This window comes from Streptomyces sp. NPDC059679 (assembly GCF_042734105.1).
GTDB lineage: Bacteria > Actinomycetota > Actinomycetes > Streptomycetales > Streptomycetaceae > Streptomyces.
Genome location: NZ_JBHWES010000002.1, coordinates 14,332 through 30,685, shown reverse-complemented (window position 1 = coordinate 30,685; position 16,354 = coordinate 14,332). Strand labels below are relative to the sequence as shown.

Here is a 16,354-nt window from a genome sequence, read left to right as displayed (position 1 = left end):
ATCGCTTGGCCGCTGGAGCCGAAAGCCAGTACGCTTCTGATCCATGGTCACACCTGAAGTAGAGCCTTACATCCGGCAGAAATTCGCCGAGAACGCGGGCCTCACGGAGGAGCAGCTATTCACGGCCGACGCGACATTGGCCGACGTCATCGCCAGTAGCCCGCGAATGACCAACAGCATCGATCTCATGGAAGCGTTTGCACGCACCGCAAACGGATTGCGCAAGGACTACGGGGTGCGGGTGCGCCTCCCCGCGCTTCCTCTCGACACCCCGATTACGACGGTGCTGAAGACCTTCCTCGAGGAATTCGAGCGCGAGCAAAAGGAGGCGGCCGTATGAGTATCGCCGAGACCGACCCCTCCTCCCCGGTGATCCGCCGGTCGGCCGCCTCCGACGGGCCGCCCGCCATCATCACCGACCTCTATGACGCGCTGACCAAGCGCGGTATGTCCCTGGTCGACGTCACCTGGGAGCAGCAGCGGCTGCACGAGTCCCGGCGGTGGAGCGTCGTGGAGATGCTGGCGGCCGTCGATCTGGAGAGCCTCACCCCGCTCGACCGCAACCTGGTCTGGAACGCGGGCCGGGCCGAGCTGACCACCAAGCCGGGCGCGGACCGCCTCGAGCGGCAGTCGGAGGCCGAGGTCCGGCGCTGGCAGGACAAGAACCCCACGGTCGCCTCGATCATGGAGGCGTGCGGCACCTGGAGCCGCTACTGGAACGAAGAGGAAGCCCACCACGAGACGGTCTTCAACCGGCTGGCCGATCTCAGCGGGATGGAGCCGATCTCGGACGAGACCTTCATCCAGTTCCGCCAGGTCTTCCCCGACGACGACATGCTCCGCACGCTGGTGCTGCTCGCCATCTCGGAGATCACGGCCGCGGTCAACTACGGCCAGTGCCAGCACGTCATCGAGGACCCGGGGCTGCGCCGTATTTTCAAGCAGGTCGCCGCCGACGAGATTCAGCACCGCAACTACTTCGTCTCCTTCGCCAAGGCGCTGGTGGACAGCGGCGAATACCCGGCCAAGGACGCCTTCGCGGTGGCCCACCTCTTCCTCCGCGAGGACGGGGAGCTCCAGGGGAGCGCCCGGACCCAGCTGGAGCAGCGCGGTTCGCATGTGAACTGGTGGGACCAGCTCGAAGTGGGCGACAGCGACTTCCGTCCCGAGGCGCTGGAGAAGAAGGAGCAGCTGATCTGCGGCGCTCTGAAGAAGATCACCGGGATCGAGGTTCATTCCCGTGAAGAGGTCGAGGACACGTGGATGGATCTCGTCGGGAGCTGATCGGTCTGGGGCACGACCTCCAGCTGATCAGTGAACTGGAGGTCGCTTCCTCGCTCCGCGAACCCGATGTCTTCTTCACCCGCGGAGAACTGCGCCACTTCGAATCGAAGATCTCTCCCCTGGAGAGCATGGCGGGCGCGTTCGCGGCCAAAGAAGCTCTTTTCAAAGCAATTCCGGCGGCGGATGAGACCTGGTTCTGGACCGATGCCGAGCTGGTCCACGACCACCATGGCGCACCGCGGTTCCAGACCCATGGGACGCTGGCGGGCCATCTGGCCCGGCACCGGCTGCGGGTGAGCGTTTCGCTTTCGCACAGCGGTGGCTTTGTCTCCGCCGTGGTCATGGTGACCGGCCGGACCTCGGCACTGACGCGTTTCTTCGATACGACCAATCGGGCGGTACGACGTGTTTTTCGGCGAATCCCGGCTGACCCTGCCGGTGCGCCCCAATGACCTCGATGCGCTGGGGCATGTGAACAACGCGGTCGCGCTCGAATATCTGGAGGCCGGACGGTGGGACTGGCTCGGCCGCCAGGGTCTTGTGCACGGCGACCGCATGATCGCGGTGGTCGCCCGGACCGAGATCGACTACCTGGCTGAGATCCCTCGCGGCCAGATCGAGGTGCGTACGTGGCTCGAGTCGCCGTCCGCGGAGGAGTTCGACGAGGACGACCTCACCTTCCGGGCCCGGTTCCGGCAGCGCCTCCACCTTCCGGAGGCGGCGCGCCCCGCGGTGGACGCCCTGGTCACCGTGGCCTTCCTGGACGCCGAGCAGCGGTGCCTGGTCTCGATGCAGGACTTCCTCGCGGCCTCCGCCGTATCCAGCTGAACGAGCAGGAATGGAGAGCGCGATGAGCACGGCAGACGATCCGGCGGGCGAACCGACCGTTGACTGGGCCGAGACCGAACGCTGGGTGCCGACCTCCGACGGCCATGAGCTGCACCTCAGGCAGGTGCGGCCGGGGGCCGACGACGGGGGAGCGCCCGGAGTGCTGTTCCTGCCCGGCCTGTTCGCGGACGGCGGGTTCTTCCTCGGCAGGTCCGGGCAGGGGCCCGCGAAGGCGTTCCTGGACGAGGGCTTCACCGCGTACGTGGCCTCGCTGCGCGGACACGGCCCCAGCCGCTGGCCCGAGCGTCGGGCGTACGACTGGAACTTCGACACCTATGTGCGCCACGACGTCCCGGATCTGATCCGGGCGGTGTCGGCGGCCCACGACGGGCCGCTGTTCGTCCTGGCGCACAGCATGGTCGGCTATGCGGCCCTGGCCGCCCTCGGTGTCGAGCCCGACCTGCAGAAACGTCTCGCCGGGGTGGCCACCGTCTCGTCCGCGGTCAACGACTACAGCGACGGCGGACTGTCCAAACGGGCCCAGATGACCTTCTCCTCGGTGATCTCCCGGCTCGTCGGACGGTTCCCGGCCCGGGCCCTCAAACAGGGCCGGTGCGACGAACCGCCCGGACTGATGCGGCAGTTCGCCGCCTGGGCCCCCTCCGGCGCCTTCCGCAGCGCCGACGGAGCGACGGACTACTGGCAGGCGCTTGGCCAGGTGACGCTGCCGGTGCTGGTCGGGATCGGCGCGGGCGACACCTTCCACGCGTCCCCCGCCCGGGCCCGGAAGCTGGCCGACCACCTGGGCGGCGGCGCGGAGTTCACCCTCCTCGGCCGGGAGACCGGGCTGAGCTGGGACCCCGGCCATGTCGATGTGATCCGCGGCGCCCGCGCCCAGGAGCAGGTGCTGCCCAGGCTGGTGGCCTGGATGCGCGGGACAGCCCCCGCCGGCGACGCCCGCGGCGGCGCCACCGACGACACGACCACCGACGACACGACCAAGGAGTAGGAGAGGCGCGGTGCTCGAGCACATTCAGCGCAACCAGGAGTGCCCGCCCGAACGGGGCCTGTACCTGTACGACAAGTTCATCGACCCGCCCGAGTTCTTCGGCTACCAGGACTTCCCGGAGCAGGTCGCCGCGTACGCCGACTACTTCCGCGACCAGGGCATCGAGCCGGGGACGCGGGTGCTGTTCCCGTTCGAGACCTCCAGCGCGGTGATCTTCGCCTTCCTGGGCCTCATGGAGCTCGGCGCCGTCCCACTGTCGGTCAAACCGCTGGTCCTGGACACGCCGAAGGACTCCTATCTGGACTTCCTGGGCCGGGTCGCGCGGGACTACGAGGCGGTCCGCGTGCTGGAGACCCCGACCGTGGCCCCGCTCGATCTGCCCGTCCCCGGCCTGCCGCTGCCGCCGGCCGGGATCCGTGAGCCCGGCGCCCGGCTGCGCACCCCTGCGGCCGACGAGCTGGCGTTCGTCCAGTTCTCGTCCGGGTCGACGTCCTTCCCCAAGGGGATCCCGGTCCGGCAGGACATGCTCCGCGCCAACCTGGACATGATCACCCGTACGGACGGCCGTCAGCCCGAGGAGCGGGTCAGCAGCTGGCTGCCGCTCTACCACGACATGGGGCTGGTCGGCGGGCTGCTGTCCTGCCTCGCCGCGGGGTGCGATCTGCTGCTCGCCGAGCCGGTGACCTTCCTGTTCGACGCTCCCGGCTGGTGGGAGCACATGGCCCGGGAGGGGGCCGCAGGCACGGTGATCCCCAACTTCGCGGTCGACTACTCGCTCAAGCTGATGCAGGACCTCGACGAAGAGGATCTGGCCGAGATCGATCTGTCCCGGGTGCGCTCGATCTACCTCGGCAGCGAACCCATCAACCTGCCCAACCTCAACGCCTTCCTGGACCTGATGGCCCCGGCGGGGCTGCGGCGCGATGTGTTCATGCCCTGCTACGGCATGGCCGAGGCCGTGCTGCTGGTCTCCAGCCGCCCCGTGAGCAGCGAGATCCGGTGCGTCGAGACCCCCTCGGGAGTGCCGGCCATCTCGGTGGGCCCCCCGATGCCGGAGTACACCGTACGCCTCCGCGATGAGCAGGGGCGGGTGTGCGAGGACGGCCAGCTGGGCGAGATCGAGCTGACCGGTGGCAGCCTGGCCGCCTCCTACCTCGACAAACAGGCCCCGCTGACCGGGGACGACGGCTACTACGCCACCGGCGACATCGGATTCCTCGACGGCGGCGAGCTGTTCATCACCGGCCGCATCAGCGACCGGATCAAGGTGGGCGGCCAGAGCTACTTCGCCTCCGACTTCGAGCAGGCGATAGAGCGGCTGGAGTTCGTACGCGACGGCCGCACCGCCGTGCTCCAGATCGGCGCGGACATCGTCGTCCTGACCGAGGTGGACCGCACCGCACGCGAGGACATCGCGGGCAGCCGGGCGAAGGTCGTCGACCACCTGGTGCGCACGGTCGGGGTGACGGTGCGGGCCACGGATGTCCACTACGTACGCCCCGGCCAGCTGGAGCGCACCAGCAGCGGCAAGCTGCGGCGGCGGGCGATCGCCGAGGCGTATGAGCAGGGGCGGCTGAAGGGGCTGACCTTCGACCTGCCCGCGGGCGCGTAGCCGCGACCCGCGACCGGGTGAACCTACACGGCTCCGCCGCGCCGGGCCCCGCCCCAGACCCCCGTCCGGGGGCGGAACCCGAGCCGCGCGGCGGAGCCGCATGCTGATGGCCCGGGGCTACTTCGCCCCGAGCACCAGGGCCAGTGGTGCCTTCTTGTCGGGGTCGCTGGAGTCGGTCGACGGTTTCGAGGCGCTGGTGTTCCCGATGTAGAGCCGCCCACCTGCGTAGATGACCTGATGGTGCAGCGACACGCTCTCGATGAACGCGGTCTCCTCCGGGTTCTGCATCAACTTCTTCTTCTCGTACGACTTGGTGTCGACGCGCCAGACCGCGCTGCCCTGGCTGAGCGTGGCCTCCTGGTAGGCGATGAGGGAGCCGTCCTTGTCGAGGCTGACCGGCACCAGCGGGCCGCCCTCGGCGCCGTCGGCCTTGGCGGTCACCTTGCCGGTCTTCAGGTCGATGGCGACGATCTCGTTGGACGGGCCCGATGCGGCGCTCGCACGGTAGTCCGTGCCCAGGTAGAGCTTGTTGGCCGACTTGCTGACCGCGATCTCCGCGCAGCCGCCGACGCTGGTCGCCTCGCAGTCGGCCTCGTACTTGCCGCCCTGCATGCCGAATTTGCTCAGCAGCTTGCCCTCTTTGCCGCTGTCGTCGATCGCCAGGAAGTCGGAGACCCCCGCTCCCGACGAGTCACCCGCGTTGATCCCGATGACCAGCGGGTCGGTGGACACCACATGGGCGTACTCGATGCCCGAAGTCACCTTGTACGAGGACTTCACCGCCCGGGTCTTCGGGTCCACCGTCTGGACCTCCAGCTGCGGGCTGCCGGACACCTCGCATTCGCGCACCGCGATCAGCTTCGGCCCCTCGCCGACATAGCCGTTGTCCGAGCAGTCCTCGTCATCGTTCGGCATCCACAGCGGCTTGCCGTCGATCGACCAGGCCGCGCCGCCGCTGATGCCGCCCGCGGCAACGGTGTCGCCGCCGATGGACACCTCGTCGAACATGATCGGGCTGTCGGACGCCAGCTCACCGGTCTCCTTGCCCTCCTTCGTCCAGAGCAGCTTGCCCTTGTTCAGGTCCACCAGGCCGATCTGGGTGCAGACCGGGTTGTCCGTTGAGTCGTCCTGGAACAGGACCGCGGTCAGGCCCGCCTCGGTGACCTGCGGCGATGACCAGCAGAGCTCGCCCTTGAGCGGGATCTCCCACGCGGCGGCGCCCCCGGTGAGCGGATAGCCGACGATCTTGTTGACGTCCGACTTGACCCAGTTCTTGTCGGTCACCCACATGCCGGGGGTGTTGACCAACTCGTCGACCTTCGGCATCGGGATCTTGTTCAGCAGCCGTCCCTCGACGGTCCCGGACGCCGAGTCGCCGCCCTTCCCGCCCCCGCCGTCCCCCGAGTCGCTGCCCACGGCGAACCAGACGCCGCCGGCGACCAGCGCGAGCGCCACCACAGCGCCGACGATGATCCCGACGGGCGACTTCGACTGCTGCCGCCGGCGGCTCGCCCGGCCCCCGGGCGGCGGGCCGGTTGGTGGGCCGGGAGGGGGCGCTTGCTGCGGCATCTGCGGCTGCTGTGACGCGTACGGCTGCTGCGGCATCTGCGGTGGGGCCGGCGGTCCCGGGGGGCCCGGCGGCGGATAGCCGTATCCGGACGGCGGGGGCGGCTGGGACATCCCGATTCTCCTTCTCGCAGACAATGTGAACCGGCAGCGAGAAGGATTTCTATCAAACACTCGCCATTAATGCACACCGCGGGGTCCTGATTATCGGAAACCGCAGTTCACGAGATTACTGATCTAAATTCCAGTGGAAATGTTCCGCGGATTATTTTCCGAATTCGGCCCGCCGGGGGGCGAGCACCGTACGCACATAGTCCTCGACCGTCGCCTCGATCCCCACGTCCCGGCCCGCCCGCTCGGACAACGACCAGCGGTGTTCGAGCAGTTCGTGGTAGATCTGCGCGGTATCGGTGGAACCCCGCAGCTCCAGGGGCACGGCCCGGACGGTGGGCCGGAAGACATCGCGGACCCAGCGGTGCGCGAGCACTTCCGGGCGCGCGCCGAGCGGATCGCCAGGGGCGTAGTCGTCCTGCGAGACCATCCACGTCTCCAGGTCGTTGAGGAGGCTGCGCGCCTGATTCTCCTCCGCGTCGAGACCCGTCAGCCGCAACAATTGCCGCTGATGGTGTCCGGCGTCCACGACTTTCGGCAGAAAAGTGACCGTATCCCCGTCCGGTGACCGCTGGATCTGCATTTCCGCGACATCGAAACCGAGCTCGTTCAGCCGCCGCACCCGCCGGTCGATGTAGTGCCGCTTGGCCAGCGGATAGACCGACTCGCGGGTCAGCTCGTGCCACAGCTCGTCGTACCGCTCGACGATCTCCCGGCCGAACAGCACCGGATCCACGGAGGGGTGCAGCGAACCGCCCGCCTCCAGGTCCATCAGCTCGCCCGCGATGTTCACCCGGGCGACCTCGAGGTCATAGCTGCGCTGCCCGCCCGACAGCCGCGGATGGAGCTGCCCGGTCTCCGCGTCCACCAGATACGCCGCGTACGCGCCCGCGTCCCGCCGGAACAGCGTGTTGGACAGCGAACAGTCGCCCCAGGCGAAGCCGTTCAGATGCAGCCGCACCAGCAGCACGGCGAGCGCGTCGAGCAGCCGCTTGATCGTGCCGGGCCGCATGGTCGTCTCGAACATCGACCGGTACGGCAGCGACCCCACCAGATGCCGGGTGATCAGCGCGGGCTCCAGTGGCTCCCCGCGCTCGTCGGTCCGCCCCGTGACCACCGCGACCGCGTCCACGGCGGGCACGGCCAGCCGGTCCAGATCCCGCAGCAGCCCGTACTCCCGCACGGCCGCCCACTCGCCGACCTCCTTGACCGCCACCACCTCCCCGCCCGCCCGCGCGAACCGCACCACATGGCGCGAGATACCACGCGGCAGCGCGACCAGATGCTCATCCGGCCACTGCTCCAGCGGGACGCTCCACGGGAGGTCCAGGAGGGCGGCCGGGTGCTCGGGGGAGGTCGCGGTGATTTTGAGGTCCATGGAGAAACCAGTGACACACCAGCGCGCCGGAGTCCAGGGTTCGGCGCCCGGCAGCGACGGGCATCACACCTGGCCGGGGGCCATTGTCAGACCCTCCCCGTACGGTTTTCCCCATGCCGTCCACACCGGAGGGGCCATGACCTACGCCGCCCGTCTCGTCACCACGCTCGCCGCGCCCCTGGACCTGGCCGCGGCGGACGCCCCGATGCCGGAGATCGGGCCGGAGGCGCGGCTGATCGTGCAGCGCGGCGATGCCGAGGTGGTGGCGTACGACCTCGATGAGTGCGCCGCCGGGGGCGAGGCCGCGACAGTCCGCTTCCCGGCGCCCTGGCCGCGCCGCTTCGGCACCGTCACCGTCTCCCCGCGCCTGGACCTCGCCGTCTTCGCCGGGGTGCACGCGCTGCGCGCCGTGGACGCGACGGGCGCGGTGCGGTGGGAGGTCCAGCACGGCTGCCGGCAGCGGTGCTGCCGCCGATTACATGGGTCGCTCGAGGAGTACGCGGATCGGGACGACCATCAGCACCCGGGCAGTGGCTCGGCCGCCGTCTCGGCGGACGGCGCGTTGGTGTGGGCCCACCTCCGTGGCCCGCTCGCCTCGGACGCCGCCGCCTCCCCGGGCGTGCTCGACCAGTGGCTGGTGCTCGACGCGGCGGACGGCCGGGTGCTCGGCCGGATGGACACGGCGACGTCGGGCGTCGCCTCGTACCATGTGCCGCACCCCGACCCCGGGCGGATGGGTCTGAGCGTCAGCGAGGGGGAGGACGGATCGCCGCTGCTGTGGGGCAGCCGGGAGGGTCGGACGCTCACCGCCGACCGGCTCGGCGACGACAACCGCGTGCTGCTCGCGGTCAGCCCGTCCGGCGACCGCTTCCTGACGGCGACCCTCCACCAGGAGACGCTTGCCGCGCACCGCGCCACCGACGGTTCGGTCTTCGCCGAGGCGGACGCCGAGACCGAGGTGCCCCGCCACGCCGATACGCGCTTCATGCACCAGGAGGTGTTCTGGGACCACAGCGCTGGTTTCCTCGACGAGGACACCGTCATCACGGGGACGGTCGAGAGCGACATCCTGGCCGGGGGCGAGGGCGGCCGCAACTGGCTGCTGGACGCGGCGCGGATGAGCCTCACCGGGCAGGTGGAGTACCCGTTCCCGCTGTCGAACTGGCCCACGGCGCTGGGCGACGGCACCTGGCTCACCTGGTCCGAGGACTGGGACGCCCTGCACCTGTGGACCCTGTGAGCTGATTCAGGTCAGGGTGTCCAGCCAGCGGGTGAGGCGGGCCCCCTCGCGGGTCATGATCTCCGGGTCGCGCAGGGCGTTGGAGAGCAGCGACATGCCCTGGTAGGCGCCGACGAGCGCGATGGCGAGCCCGTCGGGGTCGGCCACGCCCATCTCGCGGAACTGCTTCTCCGCCCAGTCGAGCAGCTGCCGGAAGGCCCGGCCCGCCGCGAGGTCGAGGCCGCCCTCGGCGCGCTTGTCGACTTCGACGGCGAGGGTGCCCGTGGGGCAGCCGTAGCGGGCCGCGATGTCGCGCCCGCCGACCCACGCGGCCACGAGCCTCTTGAGGCGTTCGCGTGGGTCGGGGAGCTGGTCCAACTGGTCGGTGAGGCTCTTCAGATGGGCGCCGTGCTCGGCGAGGGCCGCCTCGACCAGCTCGTCCTTGGTCTTGAAGTAGTAGTACACATTGCCCGCCGGGACATCGGCGGCGCGGGCGATATCGGCGATGGTCGTGCGCTCCACGCCCTGCTCGTGCAGGACCCGTGCCGCGGCGGCGGTCAGCCGCTGTCGCTTGCCGACGGCCTTCTGCCGGCGAGGTGGCGCATCCGCTGAGTCAGTCACCCGACTAACTATAGACAACCGGTGGTCGAAGCGTGCTAGCGTCTGCCTCAGCGAGTTAGTCAGCCAACTAACTCATTCCCAAGACTCTTGGCATAGGGAGATCGACATGATCGTTGTGACCGGTGCGACCGGAAACGTCGGACGGGCGCTGGTGCGGACCCTCACCGGGGCCCAGGTGCCGGTGACGGCCGTGGCCCGGCACATCACCGACGCCGACGCGGCCCCGGAGGTGCGGGCGGTGGCCGCCGATCTGGCCGAACCGGCCGGTCTGCGGGGCGCGTTCGACGGGGCGGAGGCGCTGTTCCTGCTGGTGGCGGGGGAGGACCCGCAGGGCATCCTGGGCGTGGCGAAGGCCGCCGGGATCCGCCGGGTGGTGCTGCTGTCCTCCCAGGGCGCCGGGACCCGCCCGGACGTGTACCAACACGCGGGCCAGTTCGAGGCGGCCGTACGGGAGTCGGGTCTTGACTGGACGATCCTGCGGTCGGGCGGGCTGGACAGCAACGCCTTCGCCTGGGCCGAGCCGATCCGTACGGCGCGGCAGGCCGCGGCGCCCTTCGGCGACATCGGACTGCCCTTCGTCGACCCCGACGACGTGGCCGCGGTCGCCGCCGCCGTGCTGCGCGACCAGGCCCCCCACCAGGGCGCCGTCTACACCCTCACCGGCCCCGCCCCCACCACCCCGCGCGAGCGGGCCGCCGCGATCGCGGCCGCGCTGGGAGAGCCGGTGCGGTTCACCGAGCAGACCCGCGAGGAGGCCCATGAGCTGATGGCGCGGTTCATGCCGCTGCCCGTGGTCGAGGGCACCCTCGCCCTCCTGGGCGCGCCGACCGAGGAGGAGCGGCAGGTCAGCCCCGACGTCGCGGACATCCTGGGCCGGGCGCCGGGCACCTTCGCCGGCTGGGCCGAGCGCAATATCGCGGCCTTCCGGTGAGGGTGCCGGTGAGTGCGTCGGCCGAGGACTTCCTCGCCGAGCCGCACATCGCCACCCTGACCACCTTGCGCCCCGACGGCTCGCCCCACGTGGTCGCGGTGCGCTTCACCTGGGACGCCCGGGCGGGCCTGGCCCGTGTCCTGACCGTCGACACGACGCGCAAGGCCAGGAACCTCACCGCCGGGCCGGGCGGGCGCGCGGCGCTCTGCCAGGCGGTGGGGTTCCGGTGGGTGACGCTCGAAGGCTCTGCCACCGTGCACGACGCACCCGATCGGGTGGCCGAGGGCGCCCGCCGCTACACCGCGCGCTACGGGGCGCCGCCACCCGCCCCGCCCGGCCGCGTGGTCATCGAGATCTCGGTCGACCGCTCCACCAGCCTCAACCTCCCTTGAACCGAACTGAACTGAACGGACCGGGAAAGGAACCGCAATGCCCGTCCTCCGCATCCACGACTCGACCATCCACTACCGGGAGTCCGGCACCGGAGTGCCGATCGTCTTTCTGCACGGCAACCCGACCTCCTCCTATCTGTGGCGGCACGTCATGCCGGCCGTAGGGGCCGGACGGCTGCTGGCCCCCGACCTGATCGGCATGGGTGAGTCGGGCAAGCCCGATATCGACTACACCTTCGCCGACCACGCCCACTACCTGGACGCCTGGTTCGACGCGCTCGACCTTCAGGACGTGGTGCTCGTCGGTCACGACTGGGGCGGCGCGCTGGCCTTCGACTGGGCCGCGCGCCACCCGGACCGGGTGCGCGGCATCGCGTTCACCGAGACCATCGTCAAGCCGATGGCCTGGGAGGAGTTCCCCGAGGGCGGCCGGGAGCTGTTCCGGGCGATCAAGACCGACGGCGTCGGCGAGGCGATGATCCTCGACGAGAACGCCTTCATCGAACAGGCCCTGCCCGCCGCCGTCGCCACCCCCCTCAGCCAGGGCGACCACGACGTCTACCGCAAGCCCTACCCCACCCGGGAGAGCCGGCTGCCGCTTCTGCAGTGGCCGCGCTCGATGCCGCTGGGCGGCGAGCCCGCCGACGTCGTGGCCAGGATCGAGGCGTACGACCGGTGGCTGGCGGCCAGCCCCGAAGTGCCCAAGCTGCTGCTCACGTATCAGCCCTGGCCGGGGGCCATGATGCAGGCGGACATCATCGCGTGGTGCGCGGCCAACATCGCCGGTCTTGAGATCGAACACTCCGAGGCCGTGGCCAGCCATCACACCCCTGAGGACCAACCGGCGTTGATGGCCGCCGCCATCTCGGCGTGGGCGGACCGACTCGGCCTCCGCCACCCGTAACTCGGCACGGCCACGCCCCGCTGTGCGCTATACAGATTGTCACGAGAAGTGCACGCAGAGCGGGCGAGGGCGCGAGGGCGTGAAGGCGCGAGGGGGACGACGGCTGTGGCGGGTGGTGGCAAGGGCGCGGAGCTCCTGACCAAGGCCGGTCTGGCGGCGGCCAGTGTGGGGCCGCCGGCGGTGGTGGGCGCCAAGTTCTGGTCGTCCGTCGCCGCCCATCCGGTGGTGGCGCTGTTCCTCTTCCTGGCGTACGAGGCCGCGCTGGCCGCCATCGCGTTCGCGGCGAAGGTGTACGGCAAGGTGGCCGACCGGTGGGTGGACCGGGCCGCCGACGCCGTCGACCGGCGGCTGAAGTGGCGGATATCCCGCTTCGAACGGGACTACCGGGCCTATGTGTTGCGGCACCACCGGTTCATCGACCTCAAGGGGCTGGCGACGCGCGGGGACTACACCCCGGGCCTGGAGGAGGTGTTCGTCGATGTCAGCCTGGTGCCCCGGCCGACGCACGAGGCATCGCAGGAGTCGCTGGCGGGTCCGGTGCCCGGGCCGCCGCCGGGCGGCGGCATACCCGTACGCCGGTCGATCCGCGAATTCCTCGGCCGGCCGGAGGGCGCGGCGCTCGCGGTGATCGGTGCCCCGGGCACCGGGAAGACCACGATGCTCAAGCACCTCGCGCTGGGCCTGGCCCGGGAGCGCGGCGGGCGGGGCCGCCGCGACCTGCCCGTACTGCTGCTTCTGCGGGACCACACCGGGGCGATCAGCGCGAACCCGGCCATCACCCTCCCCGAGGTGATCGGGGCCTCCCTGCGGCGCCCGCCGGACGACGAGTTGCCCGGCTGGTTCGAGCGGCAACTCCAGGACGGGCGGTGTGTGGTGCTGCTGGACGGGCTGGACGAGGTGGCCCGCGAGGAGGACCGGCGCAATGTGTCCAAGTGGGTCGAGGAACAGATCGAGCAGTACGAGCCGAACGACTTCGTGCTCACCTCGCGTCCCCACGGCTATGCGAGCGCCCCCGTCAACCGCGCCCGCGTGCTTCAGGTGCGCCGCTTCACGGGGGAGCAGATCACCCGCTTCGTCCACGGCTGGTACCGCGCCATCGAGCGGCTGAGCACGGGCACGGACGACGCGGCCGTGGCGGACCGCGCGGAGGAGGGCGCCCGGGACCTCCTCGCACGCCTCCACGCCCGCCCGGTCCTGTACGACCTCGCGGCCAACCCCCTGCTGCTCACGATGATCGCGAACGTCCACCGCTACCGGGGCGCGCTGCCGGGCAGCCGCGCGGAGCTGTACGGCGAGATCTGCGAGGTTCTGCTGTGGCGGCGGCAGGAGGCGAAGGGGGCCACGGCCGCGCCGGACGAGCTGAGCGGGGCCAAGAAGGAGCTGGTCGCGCGCGAGTTGGCGTATGTGATGATGGCCGACCGGCTGCGGGACATCCGGGGCGAGTACGCGTCCGAGGTGCTGCGGCCGGTCCTCCTGAGGGTCGCCGCGACCATGTCCTCGCGGGAGTTCCTGGACGCGATGGTCTCCAGCGGGCTGCTGGTGGAGCGGGAGCGCGAGCTGTACGCGTTCGCCCATCTCACCCTCCAGGAGCACCTGGCCGCCCTGCACATCCAGCACCGGGGGCTGGCCGACGTCCTGGTCGCCGGCGTCGACGACGACTGGTGGCGGGAGACCACGCTGCTGTACGCGGCGCGGGTGGATCCGGCGCCGGTGGTGGAGGCCTGCTTCGCCGGGGAGGAAACCCTCACCATCAACAAACTCGCGCTCGCCTTCGACTGCGAGGAAGAGGCCACCGAGCTCGCCCCGGCCACGGCGGGCCGTCTCCGGGCCCTGCACGAGCAGTTGATGGATGGCCCGGTGGTCTCACCTAGGCGCAGGCTGATGACGGGGGTCACCTTGGCCCGCTCGCTCCGGCAGATCGTACGGCTCGGTGAGGACACCCTGGTCTGTGCGCGGCCGGTGACGAAGGAGGTCTACCGGCTCTTCGCGGCGGAGCGCGACATCCCCGCGGCCCACGGGCTCACCGACGGCCCGGCCGACGACATCGCGGTCGGGATGACGAGGACAGAAGCGCGGGATTTTGTGGAGTGGGTGAATGCTCGCGCGGGCGGTGAGTTCGGCTACCGGCTGCCCACCCGGGCGGAGGCGGAGGACGAGGCGTTCGGGCTGGTCCTCGGGCCGGGCCAGCAGTCGGTGTGGTGCCAAGGTGACCCGGAGGCGGGGCCCGACGCCCCGCCGTTGTTGTGGGTGCCGAGCGGGGGCGAGCATCCGTGGGCGGTTCCGGCGGGTGCGGCGGATGGTGCGTGGCTCGGCTGGGGCAGGGAGGACGACATCATCTTCTCCGAGGGGTGCCTCGGGCTCGCCCGCGCAATCAGCCTCCGAACCGACGTGGGCCGCGGTCGCACTTCTGGCTTCGATGTCGCCTACGAACTTCGCGAACTTCGCACCGACCGCGAGCTCACCCGCCGGATCATCCACGCACGCGACATGGACAGCGGCTTGATGGCCCGGGTTCGCGCGGGAGAGGTTCGGATCAATCTCAACGGTGCCGAGGCCGGACTACGGCTCCTGGACGGCGAATTCACCGATCTAGGATTCCCGGCGCGAGTTGAGTGGGCCACCCGGTGTGTGGCGCTCCTCTACTCGCTGGGCGAGCTGGGGAACGGGAACGCTCGTTCCGCTTCGGGGACACAGCCCCTCGCGGAACGCTGCGGACCGCTGCTGAACGGGCTGGGCCCCATGACCGTCGGCCGTGAATCCCACTTCCCGGACAACCGTCACTCCTTGGCTGCCGCGTGCGCGAGGTTCCTCGACGATCTGCTTCCGGGCGACGCGCCGGAGCGGCTGAGGCCCACGATCCGCGAAATGGCAGAGTTCATCGCTTCTCGGGCCGGGGTGCTCGCCGACGCACCGCACGCCATGGATCCCGCCGACGGCCCGTATCTGCGGATCGCCGCGCTCACCATGGCAGCGGTGATGGACCGGTTCTTCCAGCGGCCCGACTTGGCCGACGCCTACCGGGACGTCGCGGCCGGCTTTCTGGTGCTTCAGCGTCGCGCCGAAGGCACCATCACGCCGACCGAGACGATCGTCCTGGTCCGTGCCTGACCGGGCCTGATCACACGGGACAGCCCCGGCTCAGCCCAGCGGACGCGGCTGCGGCCACCGCTGATCGGCGGCCCAGTCCGCGAAGGAGGTCCAGGCGATGCCCGGGAAGTCGTCGCGCAGCGCGGGGATGTCCACGGAATAGCCGGTTTCCGTGAGGAACGTGAACATGGCTCCCATGTCCGCGCTGGCCTGCCGGACCAGGTCCAGCGGCACATGGCGGTACTCGACCGGGCCGCCGGCCGCCGCGCTGATCGCCTGGGCCATCTGCCGCGGCGTGGGCGCGTCGCCCGCGACCTCCACCCGGTGGCCGATCCAGCGCTCGGGGGCGGCGATCACGGCGGCCACGACCGCGCCCAGGTCGCGGCGGGCGATCTGCTGGAGCGGGGTGTCGGCGGGGACCGCGAGCGACAGGGTGCCCTGGGCGATCTCGTCCAGGCCGCCCATGGCGTTCTCGAAGAAGTACGTCGGCGCGACCACGGTCGCGGGCAGGCCCGCCTCCGCCAGCACGCGCTCGATCCGTGCCTTGCTCTCGAAGTGGGGGATGCCGGTGGAGCGGTCCGCCGAGGCCACCGAGGCGAGCACCAGATGCTCGAGCCCCGCCCGCCCGGCGGCCTCGATGATCGCCTGGCCCTGCCGTACCTCCGCGTCCGTGCCCGACTCGAACGGCGTGGTCACCGCGAAGGCGGCGGACGCGCCTTCGAAGGCCGCCGTCAGCGACGCCGCGTCGGACAGGTTGCCGGGGACCACGTCCACCCCCTGGTCGGCGAGCCGGCGCGCCCGCGGTTCGGCGGGGTTGCGGACCACGGCGCGGATGGCCTGCCCCGACGCCAGCAACGCCTGTGCCACCGCGCCGCCCTGTCCACCGGTGGCTCCCAGCACTGTGATCATGAGTACTCCGTTACTTCGTATTCTTCGCAGAACAGCCGAGTCGTGCCTCGTACGCCCCCATCGTCGTACATGATCAGCGAGCGGCCGGCAGCCGCGGTGGTGCCCAGTCGCCGTGTCGGAGGACTGCCTGGACGGTGACGCGGGACGGGGCCGGTCGGAGGGCGGTGTTGCGCGCGGCGATGGCCAGGGGTGCGTCAGCCGCTGTCCCATCCGGCCGGCCTGGCGGGCGGCGCGGGCGACGGACTGGCTGCGCGGGCGGCGTTCGGCGTCGTAACGGGACAGCGCCGCGGGGACGGTGCGCCCGCCGGCGAGCGTGGCGGCGAGCGTGGCCGCGGGGATGGGGCGTTCGGTGATGGCGCGCAGCAGGCGGTGGAGTTCGGCGCGGAGGCCGTTGGCGTGCAGGGAGATGCCCGCGCTCACATCGGCGAGTGCGCGGGCGCGTTCGACGACCGTCACCGCCCAGCCGATCAGCCGCAGGCCGATCGCGGCGGCCGGCCCGCCGA

General features: G+C 70.8%; 15 protein-coding genes. 11 read left to right on the top strand and 4 right to left on the bottom strand.

The genetic code is table 11. From position 1 onward, the window contains the following. Positions 1-43 precede the first annotated feature (43 nt). From ACFV2X_RS02735 to ACFV2X_RS02710, 6 genes are read left to right on the top strand one after another with little or no spacing between them, the layout of a single operon-like run. Positions 44-340 carry a hypothetical protein gene (locus tag ACFV2X_RS02735; RefSeq protein ID WP_089506720.1) on the top strand — a complete coding sequence of 99 codons (297 nt, stop codon included), beginning with the start codon at positions 44-46 and terminating at the stop codon, positions 338-340. Further along, entirely contained in the window at positions 337-1,284 is a 948-nt protein-coding gene (locus tag ACFV2X_RS02730) for an acyl-ACP desaturase (RefSeq protein WP_385610504.1), read from the top strand. The genes ACFV2X_RS02735 and ACFV2X_RS02730 overlap by 4 nt, the downstream gene beginning before the upstream one ends. After that, positions 1,260-1,736 (top strand): holo-ACP synthase, encoded by a 477-nt coding sequence (locus tag ACFV2X_RS02725; protein WP_385610502.1) that lies wholly within the window; start codon positions 1,260-1,262, stop codon positions 1,734-1,736. The genes ACFV2X_RS02730 and ACFV2X_RS02725 overlap by 25 nt, the downstream gene beginning before the upstream one ends. Then, entirely contained in the window at positions 1,690-2,112 is a 423-nt protein-coding gene (locus ACFV2X_RS02720) for an acyl-CoA thioesterase (protein WP_385610499.1), read from the top strand. The genes ACFV2X_RS02725 and ACFV2X_RS02720 overlap by 47 nt, the downstream gene beginning before the upstream one ends. A 22-nt stretch (positions 2,113-2,134) precedes the next feature. After that, positions 2,135-3,121: an alpha/beta fold hydrolase gene (locus ACFV2X_RS02715; protein ID WP_385610496.1), complete on the top strand. Its 987-nt coding sequence runs from the start codon at positions 2,135-2,137 to the stop codon at positions 3,119-3,121. Positions 3,122-3,131: 10 nt separating this feature from the next. Continuing rightward, positions 3,132-4,733, top strand: coding sequence for an AMP-binding protein (locus ACFV2X_RS02710; RefSeq protein ID WP_385610494.1), 1,602 nt, complete (start codon positions 3,132-3,134; stop codon positions 4,731-4,733). Between the two features lie 117 nt (positions 4,734-4,850). Here the strand turns inward: ACFV2X_RS02710 and ACFV2X_RS02705 are convergent, their stop codons facing one another. Next, positions 4,851-6,413: a hypothetical protein gene (locus tag ACFV2X_RS02705; RefSeq protein ID WP_385610491.1), complete on the bottom strand. Its 1,563-nt coding sequence runs from the start codon at positions 6,411-6,413 to the stop codon at positions 4,851-4,853. Positions 6,414-6,564: 151 nt separating this feature from the next. Beyond that, a complete protein-coding gene (locus ACFV2X_RS02700; protein WP_385610488.1) occupies positions 6,565-7,788 on the bottom strand; it encodes a DUF4032 domain-containing protein in 1,224 nt (407 codons plus the stop codon). Positions 7,789-7,924: 136 nt separating this feature from the next. Between ACFV2X_RS02700 and ACFV2X_RS02695 the strand changes: the two genes are divergently transcribed. Continuing rightward, entirely contained in the window at positions 7,925-9,028 is a 1,104-nt protein-coding gene (locus ACFV2X_RS02695) for a hypothetical protein (protein ID WP_385610484.1), read from the top strand. Positions 9,029-9,034: 6 nt separating this feature from the next. On the opposite strand, the gene ACFV2X_RS02690 is transcribed toward ACFV2X_RS02695, so the two are convergent. Further along, on the bottom strand, positions 9,035-9,628 hold the full coding sequence (locus ACFV2X_RS02690) for a TetR/AcrR family transcriptional regulator (RefSeq protein ID WP_385610481.1): 594 nt from the start codon (positions 9,626-9,628) through the stop codon (positions 9,035-9,037). A 106-nt stretch (positions 9,629-9,734) separates the two neighbouring features. Between ACFV2X_RS02690 and ACFV2X_RS02685 the strand changes: the two genes are divergently transcribed. The 4 genes from ACFV2X_RS02685 (at position 9,735) to ACFV2X_RS02670 (ending at position 14,963) form a co-directional block, all read left to right on the top strand. Further along, positions 9,735-10,559, top strand: coding sequence for an SDR family oxidoreductase (locus ACFV2X_RS02685; RefSeq protein ID WP_385610478.1), 825 nt, complete (start codon positions 9,735-9,737; stop codon positions 10,557-10,559). A gap of 2 nt (positions 10,560-10,561) precedes the next feature. Further along, on the top strand, positions 10,562-10,951 hold the full coding sequence (locus ACFV2X_RS02680; protein ID WP_385611462.1) for a pyridoxamine 5'-phosphate oxidase family protein: 390 nt from the start codon (positions 10,562-10,564) through the stop codon (positions 10,949-10,951). Positions 10,952-10,988: 37 nt separating this feature from the next. Next, the gene (locus ACFV2X_RS02675) at positions 10,989-11,855 is read left to right on the top strand and encodes a haloalkane dehalogenase (protein ID WP_385610476.1); all 867 of its coding nucleotides are present in this window, start codon (positions 10,989-10,991) and stop codon (positions 11,853-11,855) included. Between the two features lie 105 nt (positions 11,856-11,960). Next, on the top strand, positions 11,961-14,963 hold the full coding sequence (locus tag ACFV2X_RS02670; protein ID WP_385610473.1) for an NACHT domain-containing protein: 3,003 nt from the start codon (positions 11,961-11,963) through the stop codon (positions 14,961-14,963). 30 nt (positions 14,964-14,993) lie between these two features. Here the strand turns inward: ACFV2X_RS02670 and ACFV2X_RS02665 are convergent, their stop codons facing one another. Beyond that, positions 14,994-15,851 carry an NmrA/HSCARG family protein gene (locus ACFV2X_RS02665; RefSeq protein ID WP_385611459.1) on the bottom strand — a complete coding sequence of 286 codons (858 nt, stop codon included), beginning with the start codon at positions 15,849-15,851 and terminating at the stop codon, positions 14,994-14,996. Between the last annotated feature and the right edge of the window lie 503 nt (positions 15,852-16,354).